Source organism: Pseudomonas sp. A25(2017) (assembly GCF_002001065.1).
Taxonomy (GTDB): Bacteria; Pseudomonadota; Gammaproteobacteria; order Pseudomonadales; family Pseudomonadaceae; genus Aquipseudomonas; species Aquipseudomonas kilonensis.
In genome coordinates this window covers 52,279-77,409 of the sequence record NZ_MUOA01000079.1, presented here as the reverse complement: position 1 = coordinate 77,409, position 25,131 = coordinate 52,279, and the positions used below count along the sequence as shown (strand labels likewise).

Genomic DNA, 25,131 nt, shown 5'->3' with positions numbered 1-25,131 from the left:
CCCGCACTAAAGCAACTCACGAATCTCCTCCGGCAGCATCCGCACATACCGTGCCGCCGGAAAACTCCCGCAACGCTGCACGATCGAGGGCAGGAGCCTGTTGAACCGGGCGATCAAGGCCAGGCGCTCGGTTTCCGGTAGCTGTTTGACGAGAAATACATTGGATAAATAGAGGCGTGTGTAGTGGAACGGGAGCAAGTCCTGCACCCATAGCTGGCCCTTGGCGTGTGCGTTGATGTCCGAGCACTTCCAAGTCTTGATCCATTTATTGGCATCCAGTGGTAAGCCATCCAGGCGGAACTCGAAGGGCACTATAACGTGCGTCTGCGCTGGGTGTTCGTGATCCACCGTCCATGGCTTGAAGCGCCATTGGCTCACGGCCTCCCGTGCGGCCTCGGCGAAATCCGGATGATCGCTGTGCAGGATCGCGATCTCATCGACACGACCATCGGCATGCACCGTGAAGCCGACCCGGGCCACACCCGCGATGCCCTTCCCGACCAGAGTCGTCGGGTAATCCGGCTTGGGATTATGTTCGGGCACCAACAACACATCCGCTGCCCCGCTCGTACCGGACAAGCACAGCAACAGCATCACCACACACCACCTCATGCCCTTACCCCTCACCTGAATGCCAGACCTGGCAAAGATATAAAGAGTAGAGGCCGCGGCCTTGGGGCTGAATAGCGAGACTTCCCATTTGGGTGAAGGACGTTTCCCACTGTCCTGCCCCGCAGCCACCGATGCGCCGCATGAAAAAAGCCTGTGGCGACATTTCCTACAACGGCGTTCGCCGATGCCTGAGCGACATGTTCGTTTAAGAACATTCAATCAGAAAAATTTCGCTTTTTAAGCGATAAGAACCAATGCTATTTTCGGTAACGAAACTGTAACATTCGCATCCGCCGCCATAACAAGAACCAGGAGCACTTGAATGTTTGCTTTCTTTCGACCTGCTGTACACCAGGCAACCCTGCCTGAAGAAAAAATAGACAGCACCTACCGACGCCTTCGTTGGCAGATCTTCGCCGGGATCTTCATTGGCTACGCCGGCTATTACCTGCTGCGCAAGAACTTCTCCCTGGCCATGCCATACCTGATCGACGAGGGTTACACCCGTGGTCAGTTGGGCCTGGCCATGTCGGCCATCGCCATCGCCTATGGGCTGTCGAAGTTCCTGATGGGCCTGGTGTCCGACCGTTCCAACCCACGTTACTTCCTGCCCTTCGGCTTGCTGGTCTCGGCGGGGGTGATGTTCGTGTTCGGTTTCGCGCCTTGGGCAACGTCCAGCGTGACCATGATGTTCATCCTGCTGTTCATCAACGGCTGGGCCCAAGGCATGGGCTGGCCGCCCAGCGGACGGACCATGGTGCATTGGTGGTCGCAGAAAGAACGCGGCGGCGTGGTGTCGGTGTGGAACGTGGCGCACAACGTCGGCGGCGGCCTGATCGGCCCGTTGTTCCTATTGGGGATGGGCTGGTTCAATGATTGGCACGCGGCATTCTATGTGCCCGCTGCTGTCGCACTCGTCGTTGCGGTGTTTGCCTTCGTGACCATGCGCGACACCCCACAATCGGTGGGCCTGCCGCCGATCGAGAAATACAAGAACGACTACCCGGAAGGCTACGACGACAGTCACGAGAACGAATTCAGCGCCAAGGAAATCTTCGTCAAATACGTGCTGCGCAACAAAATGCTCTGGTACATCGCCATGGCCAACGTGTTTGTCTACCTGCTGCGCTACGGCGTGCTGGACTGGGCGCCGACCTACCTCAAGGAAGCCAAGGGCTTCACGGTGGACAAGAGTTCCTGGGCCTATTTCTTCTACGAGTGGGCGGGCATTCCCGGCACGCTGCTGTGTGGCTGGATGTCGGACAAGATCTTCCGCGGCAACCGTGGCCTGACCGGCATGGTGTTCATGGCCCTGGTGACCGTGGCGACGCTGGTGTACTGGCTGAACCCGGCCGGCAACCCGACCGTCGACATGATCGCCCTGGTTTCCATCGGCTTCCTGATCTACGGCCCGGTGATGCTGATCGGTTTGCAGGCACTGGAACTGGCGCCGAAGAAGGCCGCGGGTACCGCCGCAGGCTTCACCGGTTTGTTCGGTTACCTGGGTGGTTCGGTCGCGGCCAGTGCCGCCATGGGCTACACCGTGGACCATTTTGGTTGGGACGGTGGTTTTGTGCTGTTGATCGGTGCCTGCCTGCTGGCGATGGCCTTCCTTGCGCCAACCCTGTGGCACAAGCAGATCGCCAGTCAGAGCCGCGAAGCGATCGCCTGATCCAGCGCTGATTTGCAGCGCTTGAGCCGCGCCTCCAGATTCCGGTCTGGCATGGCGTGGCTGCGCAGGGCGTGGATGGTCTGCTCGACGTAATCGCGAGTGGTGCCGTAACGCCCACAGGCGCTTTCGAACACCTGGCTCAGCACATGGTCCGGCAGGTTGCCGGCATAGCTGGGCAGGTGTCGCTCCAGGACAAACCCCAAGGCTTGCACCCGGCTGCCATCCTCGAGACGGCAACTGAGCCAGTGTGGGCGATAGGACGGGACCGGCATCTCGCGCTGCCACAGGGCAAACAGCGAGTCCTCGAGATTCTCCTCCGGCAACCGGTAGGCGAAACCGCTGCACGAACCGCCGCGATCCAGCCCGAACACCAGCCCCGGCAACTCCGGTGTACCGCGGTGTTCGTGGGACCACAGGTACAAACCGCGATGATAACCATGGACCCGGCCGCGCATCCGCTCCACCGCCGTGCATTCGGGCCGCCAGATCAATGAACCGTACGCAAACAGCCAGACCGGACCGCCCTGGTGAAGGCTCATGGTCAATTGCATCGAGGCGAGCAATTGCTCACGGGTCAGTTGCGGACCCAGGTCGAGCCTTGGCGGGTACAAGGCACAGGCAATGGCGGATTCGATAGCGGTCATGGCCGGTAGCGGTTGGCTCCTCGCGGGTCAAAGAGTTAGGTCGCGCGCCGTCATGATGCTGGCGCACATAGAGATCAAGGCAAGTTGGATGCCACTCCTGCCTATGATGTTGGCATATACCTTAACGACATCCAGTGCGCGCGCTAAATATCGAATCGATATATCGTCAGGCCTATAACCCCGTGGGAGCAAGGCTTGCCCGCGATGAAAGCGATGCGGTCTTTCAAAGATCGAGGTGCCTGTTTCGCGAGCAAGCTTTGCTCCCACAAAGCACAACCCCTTGCGACAAAAAAGCAGACCTCAAGCAAATTTCAAGAGTGGCTCAAGCCCGCGGCGCATACGCAAACACGTCGGCGCGCATTTGATGGGCGTCCATGCCGGCTTCCACCAGCGCATCGAGCGTGGCGTAGATCATGGCCGGCGAGCCGCTGGCGTAGACGTGCACGCCGGAAAGATCGCTGATGTCCTCGCACACGGCTTCGTGGAGCATGCCGCAGCGCCCTTCCCAGCTGCACAAATCGCTGACGACTTTGTGCAGGAACAGGTTCGGCAGCTTTTTCCATTCATCCCAATGCTCGATTTCATAGAAATCTTCCGGCCGCCGCACGCCCCAATACAGGTGCACCGGGTGCTTGAACCCCGCCGCCCGGCAATGCTCGATCAGGCTGTGCATCTGCGCCATGCCGGTTCCGGCGGCGATCAGTACCAACGGGCCATCGGGCAGTTCGGACAAATGCGTGTCGCCAAAAGGCATTTCGATACGCACGCTGGGGTTGCGTCGCAGTTGTTCCAGCAGCGCCTGTGCACTGCTTTCGCGCACCAAAACATGCAACTGCAGCTCACGTCCGGAATGCGGCGCCGAGGCCAGGGAGAAGGCCGATTTTTCGCCGTTCTCCCGTTCGATCATCAGGTACTGCCCGGCGTGATAGCGTGGCGGCTTGCCGGCCGGCGCACGCAGGCGCACTCGCCAGACATCGCCCCCCACGTCGGCGCACTCGACCACCTGGCACGCCAGGTTGCGTACCGGCAGCTCACCCGGCGACAGCACGCCATCCCATAACACCACGCAGTCCTCCAGCGGCTCGGCGATGCAGGTGAAGATCTCACCGTGATCGCGCACCTCGCCCGCCTGTTCCACACGGCCCTCCACCAACAACGCGCCACAGACGTGGCAGTTGCCGTTGCGGCAGCTTTGCGGGCATTCGTAGCCCAGGCGCCGCGCGCCATCGAGAATCCGCTCGGCGGGCCGGATCTCCAGCACCGCCCCGGAAGGCTGCAAGGTTACACGCATCAATCTATTCCTAACTGATTCCAGATGGCATCGATCCGTTGGGTAACGGCTTCATCCTTGACGATAACCCGGCCCCACTCACGGGTGGTTTCACCGGGCCATTTATGCGTGGCATCGAGCCCCATCTTCGACCCCAGGCCAGACACTGGCGAGGCGAAGTCGAGGTAATCGATCGGTGTATTCTCGATCATCACCGTGTCGCGCTTGGGGTCCATGCGTGTGGTGATGGCCCAGATCACATCGTTCCAGTCCCGTGCGTTGATATCGTCGTCGGTGACGATAACGAACTTGGTGTACATGAACTGTCGCAAAAACGACCAGACACCGAGCATCACCCGCTTGGCATGCCCCGGATACGACTTCTTCATGGTCACCACGGCCATGCGATACGAACAGCCTTCCGGCGGCAAATAGAAATCGGTGATTTCCGGAAACTGCTTTTGCAGGATAGGCACGAACACTTCGTTCAGCGCCACGCCGAGAATGGCCGGCTCATCGGGCGGACGGCCGGTATAGGTGCTGTGGTAAATCGGCTTGATCCGATGGGTGATGCGCTCGACGGTGAACACCGGGAAGCTGTCGACTTCGTTGTAGTAGCCGGTGTGATCGCCATACGGACCTTCATCGGCCATTTCGCCAGGATGGATCACCCCTTCAAGGATGATCTCGGCGGTGGCCGGCACTTGCAGGTCGTTACCGCGGCATTTCACCAGCTCGGTGCGGTTGCCCCGCAACAGACCGGCGAATGCATATTCGGAAAGGCTGTCGGGCACGGGCGTGACGGCGCCGAGGATGGTCGCCGGGTCCGCGCCCAGGGCCACCGACACTGGGAATGGCTGGCCGGGGTGTTTTTCACACCACTCACGGTAGTCCAGGGCACCGCCGCGATGGCTCAGCCAGCGCATGATGACCTTGTTGCGGCCAATCACTTGCTGACGATAGATGCCCAGGTTCTGGCGATCCTTGTTCGGGCCCTTGGTGACGGTCAGGCCCCAGGTGATCAGCGGCCCCACGTCGCCCGGCCAGCAGGTCTGCACCGGGAGCATGGCCAGGTCGACATCGTCGCCTTCGATCACCACTTCCTGGCAGATCGCGTCCTTGACGACTTTCGGCGCCATGGCAATGATCTTGCGGAAAATCGGCAGCTTGGACCAAGCATCCTTCAGGCCTTTCGGCGGCTCGGGTTCCTTGAGGAACGCCAGCAGCTTGCCGATTTCGCGCAGTTCGCTGACCGCTTCGGCGCCCATGCCCAGGGCCACGCGTTCCGGCGTGCCGAACAGGTTGCCCAGCACCGGAATGTCATAACCCGTCGGGTTTTCGAACAACAGCGCCGGGCCTTTTGCGCGCAGGGTGCGGTCGCAGACCTCGGTCATTTCCAGGACGGGGGACACCGGCACCTGGATGCGCTTGAGTTCGCCGCGCTGTTCCAGCCCGCTGATAAAGTCGCGCAAGTCGCGATACTGCATGCAAAAGCCTCATGGTGGCCGTGGCGTTCGGGGGCCCGAGTTTAACGCCGCCCGTCCAGAATAGTGAATGCACAGATAGCAAAAAGCCGGGTTTCCCCGGCTCTTGCTGGCCTGTCTTGGCGATTTACTTGCGTTTCATCGACAGGAAGAACTCATCGTTGGTCTTGGTCGCCTTCAGCTTGTCGACCAGGAACTCGATGGCAGCGACTTCATCCATCGGATGCAGCAACTTGCGCAGGATCCACATGCGCTGCAACTCGTCGTCGGCGGTCAGCAACTCTTCGCGGCGCGTGCCGGAGCGGTTGATGTTGATGGCCGGGAAGACACGCTTCTCGGCGATACGACGATCCAGAGGCAGCTCCATGTTGCCGGTGCCCTTGAATTCCTCGTAGATCACTTCGTCCATCTTCGAACCGGTTTCAACCAGCGCGGTGGCGATGATGGTCAGCGAACCGCCTTCCTCGATGTTCCGTGCGGCACCGAAGAAACGCTTCGGTTTTTCCAGCGCGTGGGCATCGACACCACCGGTCAGCACCTTGCCGGAGCTCGGGATCACGGTGTTGTAGGCACGGGCCAGACGGGTGATGGAGTCCAGCAGGATCACCACGTCCTTCTTGTGCTCGACCAGGCGCTTGGCCTTCTCGATCACCATTTCGGCAACCTGCACGTGGCGGGTCGGCGGCTCGTCGAACGTCGAGGCGACCACTTCGCCGCGCACGGTGCGCTGCATTTCGGTCACTTCTTCCGGACGCTCGTCGATCAGCAACACGATCAGGTGAACTTCAGGGTTGTTACGGGCGATGTTGGCCGCGATGTTCTGCAGCATGATCGTCTTGCCCGCTTTCGGCGGTGCCACGATCAGGCCACGCTGGCCTTTGCCGATGGGTGCGCACAGGTCGATGACACGACCGGTGAGGTCTTCGGTGGAACCGTTGCCGGCTTCCATCTTCATGCGCACGGTCGGGAACAGCGGCGTCAGGTTCTCGAAGAGAATCTTGTTCTTCGCGTTTTCCGGACGATCGAAGTTGATCGTGTCGACCTTGAGCAGCGCGAAGTAACGCTCGCCTTCCTTCGGAGGGCGAATCTTGCCAACGATGGTGTCACCGGTGCGCAAGTTGAAGCGACGGATCTGGCTCGGCGAGACGTAGATATCGTCTGGGCCGGCGAGATAGGAAGCGTCTGCGGAGCGAAGGAAGCCGAAGCCGTCCTGGAGAATCTCCAGCACGCCATCACCGGAGATTTCCTCGCCGCTTTTCGCGTGCTTCTTGAGCAGGGAGAAAATCACGTCCTGCTTGCGCGAACGGGCCATATTTTCTATGCCCATCTGTTCGGCCAATTCGAGCAGTTCGGTAATCGGCTTTTGCTTGAGTTCAGTCAGATTCATATAGGAATGACGTAATCATTTATGGAGGGGGGAAATTAAGCTTTTGGCTTAATGAGGCCGCGCCGCAGAGAAGGCGACAGGATCGCGTACTTATTCGAAAGGAGAGCGTCGGCGACGGCTTGCAGGGGGCACTGGAGAAACCAGTGCGGGGCCGAATGTACCACCTGGGTTTGCAAGCGTCTAGCCCCGAATAACGAAAAAGCCCCGCGATTTGCGGGGCTTTTCCAGTGGCATTCGGCGCTTAGATGTTAGCGTCGAGGAAAGCAGCCAGTTGCGACTTCGACAGCGCACCGACCTTGGTGGCTTCGACGTTGCCGTTCTTGAACAGCATCAGGGTCGGGATACCACGCACGCCGTGCTTGGCCGGAGTCTCCTGGTTCTCGTCGATGTTCAGCTTGGCAACGGTCAGCCTGCCCTTGTAGGACTCGGCAATCTCGTCCAGCACCGGGGCGATCATTTTGCAGGGACCGCACCACTCAGCCCAATAGTCGACCAGTACCGCGCCTTCGGCATTGATTACGTCAGCCTCGAAGCTAGCGTCGCTAACGTGTTTGATCAGATCGCTGCTCATGGAAATCTCCGGGGTTGTCAGCAAAAAAACGTGGCCCATCATAGCGGCCCTTCCCGGGTTCAGGAAGCCGCAGTTGATTGAGTCTCGCTATGGCGGTCGATGGCTTTGGGTATGGCCGACGTCACGAAGCTGCGGGGGCGACAAAGGAAATCCCGGTGCGCAGCGCAGCGTTACGTACATGTTCCTGCATGGCTTTTTGCGCAGCCCCCGAAGCGCGGCGAGCCAAGGCGCGAAGGATTTTGCGATGTTCCTGCCACGTCTCCATCGCCCGCTCCGCCCTGATGAACGGTAGTTTCTGGCTTTCCAGGAAGATGTCGGCGCTGGCGGTGAGGATGCTCAGCATCGCCTGGTTACCACTGGCCAGCAGGATGCGCCGATGGAATTCGAAATCCAGCCGCGCGGCGGCATCGAAATCCCCGACCTTCAATTCCCGGCGCATGGCCTCGACGTTGTCTTGCAGCGTATCGAGCTCATCGGCGCTCAGCGTCACAGCCGCCAACCCCGCCGCGAAGCCCTCCAGGGCGTAGCGCAATTGGAAGATATCCACCGGCGAGGCCTGGGCCGCGAACGGCCAGCCCGGCGCCGATTCGCTGCGTGGAGCCTCTACCGGTGCCTGCACGAACACCCCCTTGCCCGGTTGCACGCTGATCATGCCCAAGGCACTGAGGGAGGACAGCGCTTCGCGCAGCGACGCCCGACTCACCCCCAATTGCAGCGCCAGGTGCCGTTGTGACGGCAGTGCATCGCCCGGGCCGAAGCCTTCATCGACGATCAGTTTGCGGATGGCTTGCAGGGCCACTTCAGGAACGGCGCGAGCGATGGAATTCATGATTTTTCAGACGAACCGGGCCAGTGAGCGGCTAGTTGTAAAGCTATTCGTCGCCCCCGGCAAGTCGTGCCCCAGCAGGGTTCGACGACAAATGCCGACGCCCGATAACGGTGCGAAACGCGGCGCAACTGTTCAGACCAGTAAGACCGCTCCCCACCAGCAAAACCGTGGCTTTGGCCGATTAAAAGCCGCCTTGGCATGGCCTGTGCTCTGTCCGAACGCAGAAATCACATCACCGATTGCGGAGATTCGCCATGATTCAGCGTTGCAGCGCCCTGCTCACAGCCCTGTTTGCCAGCCTGATGCTCTGTCAGCTACCCGCCCACGCCGATGGCCTGGAAGACGTGGTCAAGCGTGGCACCCTCAAGGTCGCCGTGCCCCAGGACTTCCCGCCATTCGGTTCGGTAGGCCCGGACATGAAACCCCGCGGCCTGGACATCGACACCGCAAAACTGCTGGCCGACCAGCTCAAGGTCAAGCTTGAACTGACGCCGGTCAACAGCACCAACCGCATCCCCTTCCTGACCACCGGCAAGGTCGACCTGGTGATTTCCAGCCTGGGCAAGAACCCGGAGCGGGAAAAGGTCATCGACTTCTCCAGTGCCTACGCGCCGTTCTACCTGGCCGTGTTCGGCCCGCCTGACGCCGCGATCAACACCCTGGACGACCTCAAGGGCAAGACCATCAGCGTCACCCGTGGTGCCATCGAAGACATCGAGCTGACCAAGGTCGCCCCCGAAGGCACCACCATCAAGCGCTTCGAAGACAACAACTCGACCATCGCCGCCTACCTGGCTGGCCAGGTCGACCTGATCGCCAGCGGCAACGTGGTGATGGTCGCCATCAGCGAACGCAACCCCAAGCGTGTTCCGGCGCTGAAGGTGAAACTCAAGGACTCGCCGGTGTACGTGGGCGTGAACAAGAACGAGCCGGCGCTGTTGGACAAGGTCAACCAGATCCTCGCCACCGCCAAGACCGATGGCAGCCTGGAGAAAAACTCCCAGACCTGGCTCAAGCAGCCGCTGCCGGCCGATCTCTGACCGTCGCTTGAGAGGCTGAGCATGGCTTATCAGTTCGATTTTCTACCGGTGGTGCAAAACACCGAGCTGCTGTTGCGCGGTGCGCTGTTCACCCTGGAACTGACGGCCATCGGCACGTTGCTCGGGGTCAGCCTGGGCATCGTCGGGGCCGTGGTGCGGGCGTGGAACATTCGCCCGTTCGCGGCGATCTTCGGCGTGTACGTGGAGTTGATCCGCAACACGCCGTTCCTGGTGCAGCTGTTTTTCATCTTCTTCGGCTTGCCGTCCCTGGGCCTGCAGATTTCCGAATGGCAGGCCGCAGTATTGGCGATGGTGATCAACCTTGGCGCCTACTCCACCGAGATCATCCGTGCCGGCATCCAGGCGATCCCACGGGGGCAACTGGAAGCCGCCGCGGCCCTGGCGATGAGCCGCTTCGAGGCCTTCCGTCATGTGGTGCTGCTGCCGGCGCTGGGCAAGGTCTGGCCGGCGTTGAGCAGCCAGATCATCATCGTGATGCTCGGCTCGGCGGTCTGTTCGCAGATCGCCACTGAAGAGTTGAGCTTTGCCGCCAACTTCATTCAGTCGCGCAACTTCCGCGCGTTCGAAACCTATGCGCTGACCACGCTCATCTACTTGTGCATGGCGCTGTTGATCCGCCAGTTCCTCAACTGGGTGGGCCGCCGTTGCCTGTACAAGAGCGGCAACGGGAGCGGCCGATGAGCGATTTCACTTTCTGGGACGTGGTGCGCAACCTGCTCACCGGCCTGCAATGGACCCTGGCGCTGTCGCTGGTGGCGTTTATCGGTGGCGGCGTGATCGGCTTGCTGGTGATGGTGCTGCGCATCTCCAAAAGCGCCCTGCCCCGCAACATCGCCCGTACCTACATTGAACTGTTCCAAGGCACACCGCTGTTGATGCAGCTGTTCCTGGTGTTCTTCGGCGTGGCCCTGGCCGGGGTGGAGATTTCCCCCTGGATGGCGGCGGCGATTGCCTTGACGCTGTTTACCAGCGCCTACCTGGCGGAGATCTGGCGCGGTTGTGTCGACTCGATTTCCCACGGCCAGTGGGAAGCCTCGGCGAGCCTGGCCCTCAACCCGCTGGAGCAGTTGCGCTACGTGATCCTGCCCCAGGCCCTGCGCATCGCCGTGGCGCCGACCGTGGGCTTTTCGGTGCAAGTGGTCAAGGGCACGGCCGTGACCTCGATCATTGGCTTTACCGAACTGACCAAGACCGGCGGCATGCTCGCCAACGCCACGTTCGAGCCGTTCATGGTCTATGGCCTGGTCGCCCTCGGCTATTTCCTGCTCTGCTACCCCTTGTCCCTCAGTGCGCGCTACCTGGAAAGGAGACTGCATGCCTCTGCTTAGAATTACTGCCCTGCATAAATACTACGGCGATCATCACGTGCTCAAAGGCATCGACCTGAGTGTCGAGGAAGGCCAGGTGGTGGCGATCATCGGCCGCAGCGGCTCGGGCAAATCCACCTTGCTGCGCACCCTCAATGGCCTGGAATCGATCAACGATGGGGTGATCGAAGTCGACGGCGAATACCTCGATGCGGCCCGCGCCGATCTGCGCAGCCTGCGGCAGAAAGTCGGGATGGTGTTCCAGCAATTCAACCTGTTCCCGCACCTGACGGTTGGCGAAAACGTCATGCTCGCGCCGCAGGTTGTGCAAAAAGTGCCCAAGGCCAAGGCGGCCGTGCTGGCGCGGCAGATGCTGGAACGGGTCGGGCTTGGCGAGAAATTCGATGCGTTCCCGGACCGCTTGTCCGGTGGTCAGCAACAACGGGTGGCGATTGCCCGGGCGCTGGCGATGTCGCCGAAAGTGCTGCTGTGCGACGAAATCACCTCGGCCCTGGACCCGGAGCTGGTCAACGAAGTGCTCAGCGTGGTGCGGCAACTGGCCAAGGAAGGCATGACGCTGATCATGGTCACCCATGAAATGCGTTTTGCCCGGGAAGTCGGCGACAAACTGGTGTTCATGCACCAGGGCAAGGTGCATGAGGTGGGCGATCCCAAGGTGTTGTTCGCCAATCCGCAGACAGCCGAACTGGCGAACTTCATCGGCACCGTGGAGCCGGCGGCGTGACGGTCAGTGGGCGGATACCAATTCGAAGCGTCCACGACCCTCGATCAACGTTTCCTCGCGAACCCGCGTCGCCGTTACGGGCAAGTAGGTTTCAATCTCGACTTGCGCGGAAAACATCCGCCCCTGGATAGGCGCACCGCCCTGTCGGGCAACCAATGTCTGGCCGGGCAACAAGCGACTGGCCTGTTCCAGGGAACGCGCGCGCCCCTGGAACAATTCGACAGCCTGCCCGTCCAGCCGGGGCTGCCTGAGGCTCAACGTGAAGTTGCCTTGCAATCCCAGGCTGAAGGCCTCGGGGCCGGCGCCGGGGCCGTCGAAACGCAAAGCCATCGCGGTGGGCTGGGGACAGACCACGCTCAGGTTCAAGGTTCGCTTACCCAGCGCCAGCTCAGCCTTGCCCGGCTGCTCGACCTGCAGTCCGCCCCGGTGCAGGCGGCCATAATCGACCCGATCCTGACTCAGCGACACATTGCATTGCTCAGCTTTCGCTGGGCTCGCCAGCATCAGTATCGCCATCGAGCAACTCAGGCAACTCAGGCAACTCAGGCAACTCAGGCTCCTCGGCAGTCGCCAGTGCCTCATTTGACTGAAGGTCACGGCATACCGCCGAAGCGCTTTCATAAGGGAGATCTTCATCATTGTCTTCCGTCAGTTCGAATTGAAGTTGGCAGGTCCTGGAATCGGACAGCGCTACTTTCAGGGCCTGCTGCCCGCCGATATCGCCAATGAAAATCATGCCGTCGCCCGCCACGCTGGTGAGGAAGTCGTCATTGTCGGCCAGTACCGAGACACCGTGAGGAAGCGCCTGGCCGCCTTCGTCGCGAGCATGCAGCAACAGCCTGCGGACGTTGACCACCGAAAAGTCGACGGCATTGAATGAGCCGCGCCCGGCGCTCAGGACCTTGGTGCCGTTCTGGATATCCACGCGCTTGGGCAGCGACCGGGTGTCCACTTCGAGCCGGCTGTTGTTGTAGGCGGGCAAACTGGCGATGACCGCGCGGCCCTTGGCGTCCGTCCACACCGGGCCTTGCGGTGTGCTTATCCTGGCCCCAGGAACACCTGCCAGGGAAACGACACCAAACGTTTCCTGGACCCTGTAAGGGGAAAACGTCATCCCTTGTCCGTGGGCCACGACGCCACCTTTTAGATATCCGCTGTAATTGGTGCTGAAACGATCCTGACTGGCCGTCAATCCGACCTGGGTATAGCGCGGCGTAGCGTTGACAGTGCCTCGCGTCAGGGATTGCGGATGGTTCAGCCCCTGTTCGGCGCCGACCTCATAGTTGAGGTATTCGTTGACACGCTCACTGTAGGCCGCCGTCATGGTGGAGCGACTTCCCTGGTGTCTGATGGAGGAACGGGCACGCCGGTCCTTGCCCAGCGGTACGCTGACCTGCAGGCGAACTGACACGCCTTCGTCATACGAGCCTGACGCACCGACCGCCGAGTCGATGTAGGCACTCACACTCGCGTGCTTGAACGATTTGCTCCAGGAGCCATGTAAACGCGCGTAGGCCTGATCATCGAATTGCGATGATCGCGAGTAACCGACCGAGAAACCGCCCAGCGCCGGATCGAACCAGCTGAGTCCAGCCGTGTATTGGTCCTTGAAGCGCGACGCAAGAAAATCATCCCGGTCGGTATGCCTGTCGACGTAGTGGATCTGCGAGACCTCGCGGTAGCCTGGGGTTTGCCGGGTGGCGCTGAGTGTCAGGTCCAGGTTGTCGGCCAGAGAAGTGCCCAGCGAAAGGCTGCTGCGCGCGCCGGACTCACCGCTGGCCTTGTCGCGCGAGACATTGCCGCGCGCGCCAAGCGTCAGGTTTTCCATGGGGCGGGTATCGAGCCCAAGGCCCGCCGCCTGATAAGTTTGCGCGCCCACCAGGCCAGTACTCAGGGCCGAACTGCGCCCGAGCCCCCAGCTTGCGCTCCCCATTGCCAGCAGCGGCTGGTCGCCCTCACTGCCTTCTGACGCACGTACCTGGCCGAGGGAGACGTAATAGCCCGACTGAGCGGGCGCCGCGCCCCGGAAAGACGCCGCCGGCACGACAAAACGCTGCTCCGCGCCGTTCTCCTCGATCACGCTCACTTCAAGATCGCTGGTGCCGTTGAGCAGCGGCAAATTGCTGAGCGTGAAGGGACCTTCCGGAACCAGCGTTGTATAGATCAACGCACCGGACTGACGGACCTCCACGCGGGACTGGCTCAGCGCCAGCCCTTCCACCACGGCGCCACTCGCGCCGGCGTTGCGCTTTACGCCGTCGGGGAAAAATTGCAGGCCGGAGAACTGGACACCACCAAACACCGGGCTGTTGCTGGAGAGCTGTCCGAGCTGGAAAGTGGATTGCCAGGGCAACAGGTCGCGCTGGGCGTAGGCGTACAAATGCTCGCTGCGCTGCACCCCGTTGATCGAGGTATTAAGCTGCCGGCTGCGCACGATCCAGTCCCCCAGGTTGACGCCGGCTTCCGTGGCAACGGATAGATAACGGCTTGCACCGCCTGAACGCGATTGGCTTTCCAGGCCCAGCACATCGTAGTTGAGCAGGCCTGCCAGGCCGCCTCGGGAAAACATCCCTTCGTCCAACCCCAGCTCGCGAAACGCCTCGCTCGGCACCACCAAAGCGACCTCCTCGCGATTGGGGCGCAGGCTCACGACGGTATTGGGGTATTGAGCCAGAAAATCATGGCATGCCGGTTCGCTCCATTCTCCCTGGTCGACGGTGGCGGCAGGCACGCGCAAACCGGCCTTATCCAAGAGAACCTGGGTGAAGCACAACTCGCCCTCACGATCGAATCGCGCCTCGGTCAACCCGAGCTGATTGCCGTTGACCCGCAGACTCACCACCCGCGTACCCTCATGAAAACGCGGCGCGTGACGAAAATAGTCCGAAACACCCGGGTCGATCCCCCGGGACGAGAGGATCGAGGTGTCGAATTGCGCCAGTGTCTCGCCGGCCTTGCCCAGTCCCTGCGCGAGCACATATCCGCCGGTTCCACACCAGATCGCCGCGGATAAAATCAGCTTGCGCGACCAAAGTCCTCCAGCACCCCGCCCGCAAACGAATCGACGACCGCCGTTGCGCACGACCAGACAGGGCTCGGCCTGCATGACCGTCATCATTGACGTGTGACCGGTGCATCGAAGTTGCCAATCGCAAACCCGTACACTGTTGCAGGCTGGATCGTGACCGAAGTCACGGCTGACGTAGGTTCCTTGAATGGGGCCGTCAGGGTTTCGCCCGGCAAGATGTAAGTGCGAGGCAGGGAAACCGGGGTTTCCAGTGGGTTCAGCTGTACCCGCTCAGACAAGCGCACCACATAGGGGCTGTCGTTCTCAACCGCCAGGCTCTCCCCATCGGTTTTCCATTTCAGAAGCTCCCAAGGCGCCTGATGCCGGGCCAAGCCCTTGGGATGAATGATAAGCGGCAGGTTATGCCGGATATTGATGCCCACCGTGGCACCGCCGGTGGATTTCTTCTGCGGGATACCTTCGAAGGTGACCCGCTTGAGTCGCTGGGTCTTGAGCGGCTCCTTGAATGCCCCGATCAAACGGATCAACTGCGTTTCGCCCGCATCGACGCGCGTGATCGGCGGCGTCACGATCACCGACAGTTCGGAGTCTTCGGGTATGTGTTCAACTTTTGAATGAAGCAGGGTCGGGCCGGCATCGGTATTCCGGAGGTTGATGGTGGCTTCGCCATGTTCTTCATAAAAGATGACCACGGTGGTTTCCGGCTGCATGCCGGCGGCCATTGCCGACCCGCACACCAGGCACAGTGATGCACACCAAGAAAATTTCAATCTCGATAAAAAATTCAACACGCACTCTCCCGCCACGAATCAAAGTTCATGGAGCGACATATATAACTAGAAGAATAAAACTCAAAAACGACCGCTGCTTGATGCATCGACGATTGTTAGTCGTCAGCTTCAACCAGCGGTACAGAGCCAATCATGCCCAGTAAAAGAGCCAGCCCCGGGACAGGAGCTGGCATCGGTGTTAGATGTAGGTCACCTCCATCGTTAGACTGCCATCTATGTCCACCTGCTCCAGAAGAGCAAGCTCAGTCGTGTTGTTGATGGCGGCCTGGACTTCCAACTCACCGGTAACGGTTGTCAGAAGATGGGGGCTGTTGGCGCCCCCGGTAGGAGACCACGAGAGGACATAGTTGGGCGTGCTTCGAAAAAAGTCGGCCGCATCCTGCCAAGCGCCCGTCGGGCGACTCAAGATTGTCTTGAAGTCGGTGCCCCCGTCCACAGAATAATTGCGGACATGCAGGCTGTAGGCTCCAATCTTTCCACCCTCGGTGTTTGTACCCAGTCCAAAACTATTACGCGGGTCGGCAAGGCCAGGATCAATCGCAACCATAGCTTCATGCTTTCTGCTGGCGGCCCGATTGTCGGCAGCAGTCAAGCCAACAAGCGTTGGTCCATCACAGGCGATGCTGAACGTCGTGGTCAACTTTTGCAGTGCGGTGTAATCGACAGGACTCAAGTCAGTGACGGTAAGTCGTCCATAATCCACAGCCAACGTAGGAATATTCAGCGAGCAACTGCCAGGAACGATACTGCCCGTCACCTGCAAATCAGCAGCTTGAACATTGGCGCAGGCCAAGGCGAGAACACTGACGGCTGTCAACCCAAGTATTTTTTTCATTTCTTGATTCCTCAACTAACATCAATGAGATGCCGTTCATGCAACGCCCGGGAATTCCTTATCCCAACAGCCTAACTCAGCAGACAATTTTTCTTCCTGAACCTGAAGCAGTCACAACAACTAACAGCACGGCGAAATTGCCGAACGGAAGTCTCGGTTAAGTCCTCTTAAAAATAAGCCGGAAATATCAACTATCCTTGTAGGAAAGTGCCATACGCCCAGATGTAAAAGTTGATTTCTTACAGAGGCCTCCCACTAAGTTATATCTTTTCTACCTTCAGCCAAAAACCTGTCGGCGACCGAACCTCACTCGCATCCGTTGGCGGCGACGGTCGATCGTGGCAGGATGACGTGGTTATCGACCGAGACTTTTTGACCATGCCGCCATCCCAAGCCAAGAATCTGTCCCTGATCGCTGCCATAGACCTGGGCTCCAACAGCTTCCACATGGTCGTCGCCAAGGCCCAGAACGGGGAAATCCGCATTCTTGAGCGGCTCGGCGAGAAGGTCCAACTGGCCGCCGGCATCGACGAAGAGCGCAAGCTGAGCGAAGAATCCATCCAGCGCGGGCTCGATTGCCTCAAGCGGTTTGCCCAACTGATCAACGGTATGCCCCTGGGCGCGGTGCGGATCGTGGGCACCAACGCCCTGCGCGAGGCGCGCAACCGTGGCGAATTCATCCGCCGCGCTGAAGAAATCCTCGGGCATCCGGTGGAAGTCATTTCCGGCCGTGAAGAAGCGCGCCTGATCTATCTGGGCGTCTCCCACACCTTGGCCGACACGCCGGGCAAGCGCCTGGTGGCGGACATCGGTGGCGGCAGTACCGAATTCATCATCGGCCAGCGCTTCGAACCGCTGCTGCGCGAAAGCCTGCAGATGGGCTGCGTCAGCTACACCCAGCGTTATTTCCGCGACGGCAAGATCACCCCGGCCCGCTACGCCCAGGCCTACACGGCGGCGCGCCTGGAAATCATGAGCATCGAACACGCCCTGCACCGCCTGACCTGGGACGAAGCCATCGGCTCCTCAGGAACCATCCGGGCCATCGGCCTGGCCCTCAAGGCCGGTGGTTACGGCACCGGCGAGGTCAACGCCGAGGGCTTGGCCTGGCTCAAGCGCCGGGTGTTCAAGCTCGGTGAAGCGGACAAGATCGATTTCGAAGGCATCAAGCCCGACCGCCGAGCGATTTTCCCCGCGGGCCTGGCGATCCTCGAGGCGATTTTCGACGCCCTCGAACTGCAACGCATGGACCACTGTGAAGGCGCCCTGCGCGAAGGCGTGCTCTACGACCTGCTGGGACGTCATCATCACGAAGACGTGCGCGAGCGCACCCTGGGCTCGCTCATGGAGCGTTATCACGTCGACCTGGAACAAGCCGTACGGGTCGAACGCAAGGCGCTGCACGCCTTCGACCAGGTCGCCGATGACTGGGACTTGAACGACGGGGTGTGGCGCGAGTTGCTGGGCTGGGCCGCCAAGGTCCATGAAGTGGGCCTGGACATCGCCCACTATCACTACCACAAGCACGGCGCCTACCTGATCGAGCATTCGGACCTGGCGGGGTTTTCCCGAGAAGACCAGCAAATGCTCGCGCTGTTGGTACGCGGCCATCGGCGCAACATTCCCAAGGATAAATTTGCCGAGTTCGGCGATGACGGCATCAAGCTGATTCGCCTGTGCGTGCTGCTGCGCTTCGCGATCCTGTTCCACCACATCCGTGGCACCCAGGAAATGCCCCAGGTGGTCCTGCACGCCAATGGCGATCAGTTGGATGTGCTGTTTCCCGAAAAATGGCTGGAAGAGAATCAACTGACCCAGGCCGACTTCGCCCAGGAAGCCGACTGGCTGACTCGGGTCGGGATTGTACTGAACATTCACTGATTGCTTGCTGAAGTCCCTTGTGGCCCAGCTGCAATCCCTGTGGCGAGGGGATTTATCCCCGCTGGCTGTGTAGGAGCTGTCGAGTGCAACGAGGCTGCGATCTTTCCCCAGACACTTGAGTCCCAAGCGAAAGATCAAAAGATCGCAGCCTTCGGCAGCTCCTACAGCGCAGCCCAGCGGGGATAAATCCCCTCGCCACAAAAGCTGAGCCTGCCGCCACCCACCGAGTTTTTAACGAACCGCCAACACCGGGCTGCTCAAGCGCTCGAGCAACGTCGCCTGGGCGCTGCGCGGGTTCTGGTTGCCGGTCGGCGTGTTGCGGATGTAACGGCCATCCGACTGCAGGCTCCAGCTGTGGGTGTTGTCGGTGAGGTAGCTTTCCAGCTCCTTCTTGACCCGCAGGATCAGCTTCTTGCCTTCCACCGGGAAGCAGGTCTCGACCCGCTTGTCGAGGTTGCGCTCCATCCAGTCGGCGCTGGACAGGAACATCTGCTCCTCACCGCCGTTGAGGAAGTAGAACACCCGCGTATGTTCCAGGAAGCGCCCGATGATCGAGCGGACATGGATGTTGTGGGACACCCCCGGAATGCCCGGCCGCAGGCAGCACATGCCCCGCACCACCAGGTCGATGCGCACGCCCGACTGGCTGGCCTTGTACAACGCACGAATGATCTTCGGGTCGGTCAGCGAGTTGAACTTGGCAATGATGTGGGCCGGCTTGCCGTCCAGGGCGAACTGCGTCTCCCGGGCGATCATGTCGAGCATGCCCTTTTTCAGGGTGAACGGCGCATGCAGCAGCTTCTTCATGCGCAGGGTCTTGCCCATGCCGATCAACTGGCTGAACAGCTTGCCGACGTCTTCGCACAAGGCATCGTCGGAGGTCAGCAGGCTGTAGTCGGTGTACAGGCGGGCGTTGGCAGCGTGGTAGTTGCCGGTGCCCAAGTGGGCGTAACGCACGATCTCACCGGCTTCACGGCGCAGGATGAGCATCATCTTGGCGTGGGTCTTGAAGCCGACCACGCCATAGATCACCACCGCACCGGCCGCTTGCAGGCGGCTGGCCAGTTGCAGGTTGGATTCCTCGTCGAAGCGGGCGCGCAATTCGATCACGGCCGTGACTTCCTTGCCATTTCGCGCCGCGTCCACCAGGGCATCGACGATTTCCGAGTTGGCGCCGCTGCGGTACAGGGTCTGGCGCACCGCCAGGACGTGGGGGTCCTTGGCGGCCTGGCGCAGCAGGTCGACCACCGGCGTGAACGACTCGAACGGGTGCAGCAGCAGGATGTCCTGCTTGCTGATCACGCTGAAAATGTTCTCGCTGTTTTGCAGCAGTTTCGGGATCTGCGGCGTGAACGGCAGGTATTGCAGTTCCGGGTGGCTGTCCAGCCCGGTGATGCTGAACAGTCGGGTCAGGTTGACCGGGCCGTTGACCTGATACAGCTCGGTCTCATGCAGGTTGAACTGCTTGAGCAGGTAGTCGGACAGGTGTTTGGGGCAGGTATCGGCCACCTCCAGGCGCACCGCATCACCGTAGCGACGGGAGAACAGCTCGCCGCGCAGGGCGCGGGCCAGGTCTTCGACGTCCTCGGTGTCCACCGACAGGTCAGCGTTACGCGTCAGGCGGAACTGGTAGCAACCCTTCACCTTCATGCCCTGGAACAGGTCATCGGCGTGGGCGTGGATCATCGACGACAGGAACACATAATTGTCGCCGGGGCCGCCGACGTCTTCCGGCACACGGATGATGCGCGGCAACAGCCGTGGCGCCGGGATGATCGCCAGGCCGGAATCGCGACCGAAGGCGTCGATGCCTTCCAACTCGACGATGAAGTTCAGGCTCTTGTTGACCAGCAGCGGGAACGGGTGCGTCGGATCGAGGCCGATCGGGGTGATGATCGGCGCGATCTCGTCGCGGAAATAGCGGCGCACCCAGGTCTTGATCTTGGTGTTCCAGTTGCGGCGACGGATGAAGCGCACCTGGTGCTTTTCCAGCTCCGGCAACAGGATGTCGTTGAGGATCGCGTACTGCCGGTCCACATGACCGTGGACCAGTTCGCTGATGCGCGCCAAGGCCTGGTGCGGTTGCAGGCCATCGGCGCCGGCCTGTTCACGGGCGAAGGTGATCTGCTTCTTCAGGCCGGCGACGCGGATCTCGAAAAACTCATCCAGGTTGCTGGAAAAGATCAGCAGGAATTTCAGCCGTTCCAGCAGCGGATAGGACTCGTCCAGCGCCTGCTCCAGCACGCGGATGTTGAACTGCAGTTGCGACAGCTCGCGATGGATGTACAGGCTGCTGTCATCCAGGTTGGGAATCACAATCGCCGGGGCCGGTGCGGGCTCGACGACAGCCGGGGCAGCAGGCTCCAACGCTGGCGGTGTCTCGGCAACCTGCTCGACCACGGGTTGAGCGTCTTTTACGGCAACTTCGGAGAGTCCTTCGGTATTCATCGCAAGTTCCTGGGAGGCTATTTCTGCTCTCGTAACAATTGGGCGGCGCGCACAGCAAAGTAAGTCAGGATGCCATCAGCACCTGCGCGTTTGAAAGCGGTCAAGGACTCCAGGATCACCCCTTCGCCCAACCAGCCGTTCTGGATCGCGGCCATGTGCATCGCGTACTCGCCGCTGACCTGATAAACAAAGGTCGGCACTTTGAATTCGTCTTTGACCCGGCAAAGAATGTCGAGGTAAGGCATGCCAGGCTTGACCATGACCATGTCTGCCCCTTCTGACAAGTCAGCCGCCACTTCGTGCAAGGCTTCCTGACTGTTGGCCGGGTCCATCTGATAAGAGGCCTTGTTGGCCTTGCCCAGGTTCAGGGCCGAGCCGACCGCGTCGCGGAACGGGCCGTAATAGGCGCTGGCGTACTTGGCCGAATAGGCCATGATCCGCACGTTGACGTGACCGGCCACCTCGAGGGCTTCGCGGATCGCCTGGATGCGCCCGTCCATCATGTCCGACGGCGCCACCACCTGGGCTCCGGCCTCGGCGTGGGACAAGGCCTGCCTGACCAGTGCATCGACGGTAATGTCGTTCTGCACGTAGCCTTCTTCATCGAGGATACCGTCCTGCCCGTGGGTGGTGAACGGGTCCAGCGCCACGTCGGTGATCACCCCCAGCTCCGGGAAGCGCGCGCGCAGGGCACGGGTCGCGCGTTGGGCGATGCCTTCCGGGTTCCAGGCTTCGGCGGCGTCCAGGGACTTGAGTGTCGGCGGTGTGACCGGGAACAGCGCCAGCGCCGGAATGCCCAGCTCGACCCACTGGGCGGCTTCTTCGAGCAGCAGGTCGATGGTCAGGCGTTCCACCCCGGGCATCGACGCCACCGCTTCGCGACGGTTCTCACCGTCCAGCACGAATACCGGCAGGATCAGGTCATTGGTGGTCAGCACGTTTTCACGCACCAGCCGACGCGAGAACTCATCACGGCGGTTGCGACGCAGGCGGGTAGCAGGGAACAGACGATTGGCGGGGGTAAAGCTCACGGCAGACTCCTGAGCCCGTGCTGACGGGCGAGCGTGACAGTTATAAGCGCCCATTATGACGAAGACATTACAGTTATGTGCACCTGCGTCCTGTCGTCGCAGTTATTGTCATTGTAGGAATTGTTCACGTCGAGACACATTTCGATACTTTCCTGAATGTGCCTGAAGGGTTAGGCTGCGCGTTCATTTCGCCAGCACCCAGACAATGCTCCAACAATTTCTGCATGACTTCGGCTACTTGGCCCTGTTTATCGGCACGTTCTTCGAAGGCGAAACTATCCTCGTGCTCGCAGGTTTCCTGGCGTTCCGTGGCTACATGGACATCAACCTGGTAGTCGTCGTGGCGTTCTGCGGCAGCTACGCGGGCGATCAGCTGTGGTATTTCCTGGGGCGCAAGCACGGCCGCAAGCTCTTGGCGCGCAAGCCGCGCTGGCAGTTGATGGGGGATCGGGCGCTGGAGCACATTCGCCGGCATCCGGACATCTGGGTCCTGAGCTTTCGTTTCGTCTATGGCCTGCGCACGGTGATGCCGGTGGCGATCGGCCTGTCAGGCTATCCGCCGGGTCGTTACCTGTTGCTCAACGGCATCGGTGCGGCGATCTGGGCCACGGCGCTGGCCGCGGCCGCCTACCACTTCGGCGCAGTGCTCGAAGGTATGCTGGGCAGCATCAAGAAGTATGAATTGTGGGTACTCGGCGCACTGCTGGTGCTGGGCCTGGTCTTGTGGCTACGCCGACGCCTCAAGACTGCGCGCCTGGCCAGGAAAGTCCTCGAAGCCGAGCGCCTGGAGCAAGCCAGGTCCGGCGAACCTACGACGCCAACCGAGTAAACCGGGTACGGCAGCAATACAGCCCGATGCCGCTGAGCAGGCTGTAGCTGAGCAGCCCGGCCCAGGCCCCATGGCTCATCACAGCGCTGGCCGGCCACAACCCGGCCAGTGGCGCCAGCCATACCAGCGGCACGTTCGAGGCCAGTCGCAACAGCTCCAGCCGCAACGCCCACGGGCGATTCTCCAGGGCCACGCCCAACACGAACAGACCAAACGCCACCGCGCCCCAACCCAGCACCAAGGCGGCGACCGGCAGACTGGTTTCAAGGTTCATCAGATAACTGCCCAAGGCAATGTAGGCGCAGAACTGCAGCCCCACGTACCACTGCTGGCGCGGGTCCAACGGCACTTCGAACTTGCGGAACTGGCTCAGGTCCGGCTTGTTCAGCGGATGCTTGGCCGCGACGTCCGCCGGACGCCAACCGGTGGGCATGAACCATATCCGCAACTTGTCCCACCAGCGCTCGGCCCGCCGCGCATCGGCCCACAGCTGCGCATAGAACTGCAGGTTGGCCCACAGCGGATTCCAGCTCGCCAGCGGCGTGGTCACGCCAAAAATCACCGGATCGTTGGCGTCTTCTTCCTGAAAGGTACCAAACAGGCGGTCCCAAATAATGAACACCCCGCCGTAGTTGCGATCCATGTAGAGAGGGTTCTGTGCATGGTGGGCACGATGATTGGACGGCGTGACGAAGCACCACTCCAGCCAGCCGAGCTTGGGAATGTGCTGGGTGTGGACCCAGAACTGGTACAGCAGATTCAACGCCGCGACGCTGACGAAGACCACCAGCGGCACGCCCAGTACGGCGAGCGGGACGTAGAAGATCCAGCTCAGCAGGAACCCGGTGCTGGTCTGGCGCAACGCGGTGGAAAGGTTGTAGTCCTCGCTCTGGTGGTGCACCGAATGGGCGGCCCAGAGGATGTTGCGCTCATGGCCCATACGGTGCAGCCAGTAGTAACAGAAGTCGTAGAACACGAAAGCGAACACCCAGGTCCAGGCCTGGTCGGCGGGCCATTCAATCACCGCCAAGTGTTCGACTGCGAAGGCGTAGGTGACAAGCCCCACGCCCTTGGTCAGCAAACCGGTGGTGGTCGACAGCACGCCGGTGCTCAAGCTGTTGATCGCGTCTGCCACGCGGTAGTGGCTCACGCCGCGCCAGCGATCGGCCAGCAACTCGACGGCGATCAGCACGAAGAAGAACGGCACGGCATACAGGATGAAATTCATGACGCAACCCGGGCAGGCAAGGCAGGGAGATAGTCGGCAGATTAGGTGTAGCTGCCCGATCCCCCTATGGCAACGAGTGACAAATTAGTAGACATTTAACGCCATGAATCTGGAGAAAAGCCCATGAGCAAAAAAATTGCAGTGATCCTTTCCGGCTGTGGCGTGTATGACGGCGCCGAGATCCACGAAAGCGTGATCACCTTGCTGCGCCTCGATCAGCGTGGAGCACAGGTCCAGTGCTTCGCCCCCAACATTGCCCAACTGCATGTGATCAATCACCTGACCGGCGAGGAAATGCCCGAGAGCCGCAACGTGCTGGTGGAATCGGCACGGATCGCCCGCGGCAACGTGAAGGACTTGCGTGAAGCCAGCGCTGAGGATTTCGACGCCCTGATCGTACCCGGTGGTTTTGGCGCGGCGAAAAACCTCTCCAACTTTGCCGTCGAAGGCGCTGGCTGCACGGTCCAGCCAGAGCTCCTGGCACTGACCGAGGCCTTTGCCGAGGCCGGCAAACCGGTCGGGCTGATCTGCATCTCCCCGGCCCTGGCGGCGAAAATCTACGGCCCGGGTGTGGCCTGCACCATCGGCAACGATGTCGACACGGCCGCCGCCGTGACCAAAATGGGGGGTACTCACGAGGACTGCGCCGTCACCGACATCGTCGAAGACCGCGCGCGCAAACTGGTCAGTACCCCGGCCTACATGCTGGCGCAGAACATCAGCGAAGCGGCTTCAGGCATCAACAAGCTGGTGGACCGGGTGTTGGAGCTAACTCACGAGAACGACGTTTAACAGCAGCACCGCCAACCCAATGTGGGAGCGAGCCTGCTCGCGATAGCGACGGTTCAGCTGGCATAGCTGTTGACTGACACACCGCCATCGCGAGCAGGCTCGCTCCCACAGGGGTTATGCACAAGGCTTAAGCGATTCGGGTCAGGCGCGTCAGGATCCGATCCAGCGCATTGGCAAACCCCTGCTTGTCCCGCTCGCTGTACGCCGCCGGGCCGCCGCCCATGTGGCCCTGTTCGCGCAAATCGGTGAACAGGTTGCGCACCGCCAGTCGGTCGCCCATGTTCTGTGCATCGAACTCCTTGCCTCGCGGATCCAGCGCGGCAACGCCCTTCTTCACCAACCGGTCGGCCAAGGGCACGTCGCTACAGATCACCAATTCACCCGGTTCGGCGTGCTCCACCAGGTAATCGTCCGCCGCATCAGGGCCACTGGGCACCACGATCAGCTTCACACAGGCCAGCCCAGGCTTGATCTGCGGCTGACCGGCCACCAGCACCACCTCGAACCTGCGCTTCAAGGCGAACTTGACCACCAGTTCCTTCGCGGCCTTGGGGCAGGCGTCGGCGTCGATCCATACGCGCATTGAATGGTTTCCTCTAGATTAAAAGCATCGCGGGCAAGCCTTGCTCCCACACAAGCCTTGCTCCCACACAAGCCTTGCCCCCACACAAGCCTTGCCCCCACAC

The 25,131-nt window shown here is 60.9% G+C and carries 23 protein-coding genes; 8 read left to right on the top strand and 15 right to left on the bottom strand.

Annotated elements, in window-relative coordinates:
* Window positions 1-6: 6 nt before the first annotated feature.
* On the bottom strand, window positions 7-594 hold the full coding sequence (locus tag B0E42_RS21040; RefSeq protein ID WP_235862421.1) for an energy transducer TonB: 588 nt from the start codon (window positions 592-594) through the stop codon (window positions 7-9).
* A gap of 340 nt (window positions 595-934) precedes the next feature.
* Here B0E42_RS21040 and glpT point away from each other — a divergent pair, with 340 nt between their 5' ends.
* Window positions 935-2,284, top strand: a complete 1,350-nt coding sequence (glpT, locus tag B0E42_RS21035) for a glycerol-3-phosphate transporter (protein WP_018610652.1) — start codon at window positions 935-937, stop codon at window positions 2,282-2,284.
* On the opposite strand, the gene B0E42_RS21030 is transcribed toward glpT, so the two are convergent.
* The 6 genes from B0E42_RS21030 to B0E42_RS21005 form a co-directional block, all read right to left on the bottom strand.
* A complete protein-coding gene (locus B0E42_RS21030) occupies window positions 2,260-2,928 on the bottom strand; it encodes a gamma-glutamylcyclotransferase (protein WP_018610654.1) in 669 nt (222 codons plus the stop codon). The two genes, glpT and B0E42_RS21030, sit on opposite strands and share 25 nt — an antisense overlap.
* 322 nt (window positions 2,929-3,250) lie before the next feature.
* On the bottom strand, window positions 3,251-4,219 hold the full coding sequence (locus B0E42_RS21025; protein WP_018610657.1) for a CDP-6-deoxy-delta-3,4-glucoseen reductase: 969 nt from the start codon (window positions 4,217-4,219) through the stop codon (window positions 3,251-3,253).
* Window positions 4,219-5,685 carry a 4-hydroxy-3-polyprenylbenzoate decarboxylase gene (gene ubiD / locus B0E42_RS21020; RefSeq protein WP_014340789.1) on the bottom strand — a complete coding sequence of 489 codons (1,467 nt, stop codon included), beginning with the start codon at window positions 5,683-5,685 and terminating at the stop codon, window positions 4,219-4,221. The genes B0E42_RS21025 and ubiD overlap by 1 nt, the downstream gene beginning before the upstream one ends.
* A gap of 124 nt (window positions 5,686-5,809) precedes the next feature.
* Window positions 5,810-7,069 carry a transcription termination factor Rho gene (gene rho / locus B0E42_RS21015; protein WP_003177350.1) on the bottom strand — a complete coding sequence of 420 codons (1,260 nt, stop codon included), beginning with the start codon at window positions 7,067-7,069 and terminating at the stop codon, window positions 5,810-5,812.
* 241 nt (window positions 7,070-7,310) lie between these two features.
* Window positions 7,311-7,640, bottom strand: a complete 330-nt coding sequence (gene trxA / locus B0E42_RS21010; RefSeq protein WP_077507247.1) for a thioredoxin TrxA — start codon at window positions 7,638-7,640, stop codon at window positions 7,311-7,313.
* Between the two features lie 121 nt (window positions 7,641-7,761).
* The gene (locus tag B0E42_RS21005; protein WP_077507225.1) at window positions 7,762-8,469 is read right to left on the bottom strand and encodes a FadR/GntR family transcriptional regulator; all 708 of its coding nucleotides are present in this window, start codon (window positions 8,467-8,469) and stop codon (window positions 7,762-7,764) included.
* Window positions 8,470-8,723: 254 nt separating this feature from the next.
* On the opposite strand from B0E42_RS21005, the gene B0E42_RS21000 reads away from it, so the two are divergent.
* From B0E42_RS21000 to B0E42_RS20985, 4 genes are read left to right on the top strand one after another with little or no spacing between them, the layout of a single operon-like run.
* On the top strand, window positions 8,724-9,509 hold the full coding sequence (locus tag B0E42_RS21000) for a transporter substrate-binding domain-containing protein (protein ID WP_018610665.1): 786 nt from the start codon (window positions 8,724-8,726) through the stop codon (window positions 9,507-9,509).
* A 21-nt stretch (window positions 9,510-9,530) separates the two neighbouring features.
* On the top strand, window positions 9,531-10,211 hold the full coding sequence (locus B0E42_RS20995; protein ID WP_014340792.1) for an amino acid ABC transporter permease: 681 nt from the start codon (window positions 9,531-9,533) through the stop codon (window positions 10,209-10,211).
* Entirely contained in the window at window positions 10,208-10,858 is a 651-nt protein-coding gene (locus tag B0E42_RS20990; protein ID WP_077507224.1) for an amino acid ABC transporter permease, read from the top strand. Before B0E42_RS20995 ends, B0E42_RS20990 begins: the two co-directional genes overlap by 4 nt.
* Complete coding sequence (locus B0E42_RS20985) at window positions 10,845-11,582, top strand: amino acid ABC transporter ATP-binding protein (RefSeq protein WP_018610670.1); 738 nt, start codon at window positions 10,845-10,847, stop codon at window positions 11,580-11,582. The genes B0E42_RS20990 and B0E42_RS20985 overlap by 14 nt, the downstream gene beginning before the upstream one ends.
* A 3-nt stretch (window positions 11,583-11,585) precedes the next feature.
* Here B0E42_RS20985 and B0E42_RS20980 read toward each other — a convergent pair whose 3' ends face one another.
* The 4 genes from B0E42_RS20980 to B0E42_RS20965 form a co-directional block, all read right to left on the bottom strand.
* Window positions 11,586-12,050 (bottom strand): hypothetical protein, encoded by a 465-nt coding sequence (locus B0E42_RS20980; protein WP_235862376.1) that lies wholly within the window; start codon window positions 12,048-12,050, stop codon window positions 11,586-11,588.
* A 10-nt stretch (window positions 12,051-12,060) separates the two neighbouring features.
* The gene (locus tag B0E42_RS20975) at window positions 12,061-14,559 is read right to left on the bottom strand and encodes a fimbria/pilus outer membrane usher protein (protein WP_077507222.1); all 2,499 of its coding nucleotides are present in this window, start codon (window positions 14,557-14,559) and stop codon (window positions 12,061-12,063) included.
* 137 nt (window positions 14,560-14,696) lie between these two features.
* Window positions 14,697-15,401 (bottom strand): fimbria/pilus chaperone family protein, encoded by a 705-nt coding sequence (locus tag B0E42_RS20970; RefSeq protein ID WP_235862378.1) that lies wholly within the window; start codon window positions 15,399-15,401, stop codon window positions 14,697-14,699.
* Window positions 15,402-15,579: 178 nt separating this feature from the next.
* Window positions 15,580-16,236 carry a DUF1120 domain-containing protein gene (locus tag B0E42_RS20965; RefSeq protein ID WP_077507220.1) on the bottom strand — a complete coding sequence of 219 codons (657 nt, stop codon included), beginning with the start codon at window positions 16,234-16,236 and terminating at the stop codon, window positions 15,580-15,582.
* 378 nt (window positions 16,237-16,614) lie between these two features.
* Here B0E42_RS20965 and ppx point away from each other — a divergent pair, with 378 nt between their 5' ends.
* Window positions 16,615-18,117, top strand: a complete 1,503-nt coding sequence (ppx, locus tag B0E42_RS20960; RefSeq protein WP_018610680.1) for an exopolyphosphatase — start codon at window positions 16,615-16,617, stop codon at window positions 18,115-18,117.
* A gap of 231 nt (window positions 18,118-18,348) precedes the next feature.
* On the opposite strand, the gene ppk1 is transcribed toward ppx, so the two are convergent.
* Together ppk1 and hemB are read right to left on the bottom strand one after the other, a co-directional pair.
* Window positions 18,349-20,565 (bottom strand): polyphosphate kinase 1, encoded by a 2,217-nt coding sequence (gene ppk1, locus B0E42_RS20955; RefSeq protein ID WP_014340795.1) that lies wholly within the window; start codon window positions 20,563-20,565, stop codon window positions 18,349-18,351.
* A 17-nt stretch (window positions 20,566-20,582) separates the two neighbouring features.
* Window positions 20,583-21,596 (bottom strand): porphobilinogen synthase, encoded by a 1,014-nt coding sequence (hemB, locus tag B0E42_RS20950; protein ID WP_053190061.1) that lies wholly within the window; start codon window positions 21,594-21,596, stop codon window positions 20,583-20,585.
* 205 nt (window positions 21,597-21,801) lie between these two features.
* Between hemB and B0E42_RS20945 the strand changes: the two genes are divergently transcribed.
* A complete protein-coding gene (locus B0E42_RS20945; protein WP_077507219.1) occupies window positions 21,802-22,425 on the top strand; it encodes a DedA family protein in 624 nt (207 codons plus the stop codon).
* Here B0E42_RS20945 and B0E42_RS20940 read toward each other — a convergent pair.
* Window positions 22,406-23,653, bottom strand: coding sequence for a sterol desaturase family protein (locus tag B0E42_RS20940; protein WP_077507218.1), 1,248 nt, complete (start codon window positions 23,651-23,653; stop codon window positions 22,406-22,408). The genes B0E42_RS20945 and B0E42_RS20940 overlap by 20 nt on opposite strands.
* A gap of 123 nt (window positions 23,654-23,776) precedes the next feature.
* Between B0E42_RS20940 and elbB the strand changes: the two genes are divergently transcribed.
* Window positions 23,777-24,445, top strand: coding sequence for an isoprenoid biosynthesis glyoxalase ElbB (gene elbB, locus B0E42_RS20935; RefSeq protein ID WP_077507217.1), 669 nt, complete (start codon window positions 23,777-23,779; stop codon window positions 24,443-24,445).
* Between the two features lie 127 nt (window positions 24,446-24,572).
* On the opposite strand, the gene B0E42_RS20930 is transcribed toward elbB, so the two are convergent.
* Window positions 24,573-25,028 (bottom strand): YaiI/YqxD family protein, encoded by a 456-nt coding sequence (locus B0E42_RS20930; protein ID WP_018610690.1) that lies wholly within the window; start codon window positions 25,026-25,028, stop codon window positions 24,573-24,575.
* Window positions 25,029-25,131 lie beyond the last annotated feature (103 nt).

Bases quoted from the DNA above. Each gene is read 5' to 3' on its own strand.
- elbB (WP_077507217.1), top strand. From the start codon at position 23,777: ATGAGCAAAAAAATTGCAGTGATCCTTTCCGGCTGTGGCGTGTATGAC.
- B0E42_RS20945 (WP_077507219.1), top strand. From the start codon at position 21,802: ATGCTCCAACAATTTCTGCATGACTTCGGCTACTTGGCCCTGTTTATC.
- ubiD (WP_014340789.1), bottom strand. From the start codon at position 5,685: ATGCAGTATCGCGACTTGCGCGACTTTATCAGCGGGCTGGAACAGCGC.
- B0E42_RS20940 (WP_077507218.1), bottom strand. From the start codon at position 23,653: ATGAATTTCATCCTGTATGCCGTGCCGTTCTTCTTCGTGCTGATCGCC.
- trxA (WP_077507247.1), bottom strand. From the start codon at position 7,640: ATGAGCAGCGATCTGATCAAACACGTTAGCGACGCTAGCTTCGAGGCT.
- B0E42_RS21005 (WP_077507225.1), bottom strand. From the start codon at position 8,469: ATGAATTCCATCGCTCGCGCCGTTCCTGAAGTGGCCCTGCAAGCCATC.
- glpT (WP_018610652.1), top strand. From the start codon at position 935: ATGTTTGCTTTCTTTCGACCTGCTGTACACCAGGCAACCCTGCCTGAA.
- B0E42_RS20930 (WP_018610690.1), bottom strand. From the start codon at position 25,028: ATGCGCGTATGGATCGACGCCGACGCCTGCCCCAAGGCCGCGAAGGAA.
- ppk1 (WP_014340795.1), bottom strand. From the start codon at position 20,565: ATGAATACCGAAGGACTCTCCGAAGTTGCCGTAAAAGACGCTCAACCC.
- B0E42_RS20995 (WP_014340792.1), top strand. From the start codon at position 9,531: ATGGCTTATCAGTTCGATTTTCTACCGGTGGTGCAAAACACCGAGCTG.
- B0E42_RS21000 (WP_018610665.1), top strand. From the start codon at position 8,724: ATGATTCAGCGTTGCAGCGCCCTGCTCACAGCCCTGTTTGCCAGCCTG.
- B0E42_RS20985 (WP_018610670.1), top strand. From the start codon at position 10,845: ATGCCTCTGCTTAGAATTACTGCCCTGCATAAATACTACGGCGATCAT.
- ppx (WP_018610680.1), top strand. From the start codon at position 16,615: ATGCCGCCATCCCAAGCCAAGAATCTGTCCCTGATCGCTGCCATAGAC.
- B0E42_RS21040 (WP_235862421.1), bottom strand. From the start codon at position 594: ATGCTGTTGCTGTGCTTGTCCGGTACGAGCGGGGCAGCGGATGTGTTG.
- rho (WP_003177350.1), bottom strand. From the start codon at position 7,069: ATGAATCTGACTGAACTCAAGCAAAAGCCGATTACCGAACTGCTCGAA.
- B0E42_RS21030 (WP_018610654.1), bottom strand. From the start codon at position 2,928: ATGACCGCTATCGAATCCGCCATTGCCTGTGCCTTGTACCCGCCAAGG.
- B0E42_RS20965 (WP_077507220.1), bottom strand. From the start codon at position 16,236: ATGAAAAAAATACTTGGGTTGACAGCCGTCAGTGTTCTCGCCTTGGCC.
- B0E42_RS20990 (WP_077507224.1), top strand. From the start codon at position 10,208: ATGAGCGATTTCACTTTCTGGGACGTGGTGCGCAACCTGCTCACCGGC.
- B0E42_RS21025 (WP_018610657.1), bottom strand. From the start codon at position 4,219: ATGCGTGTAACCTTGCAGCCTTCCGGGGCGGTGCTGGAGATCCGGCCC.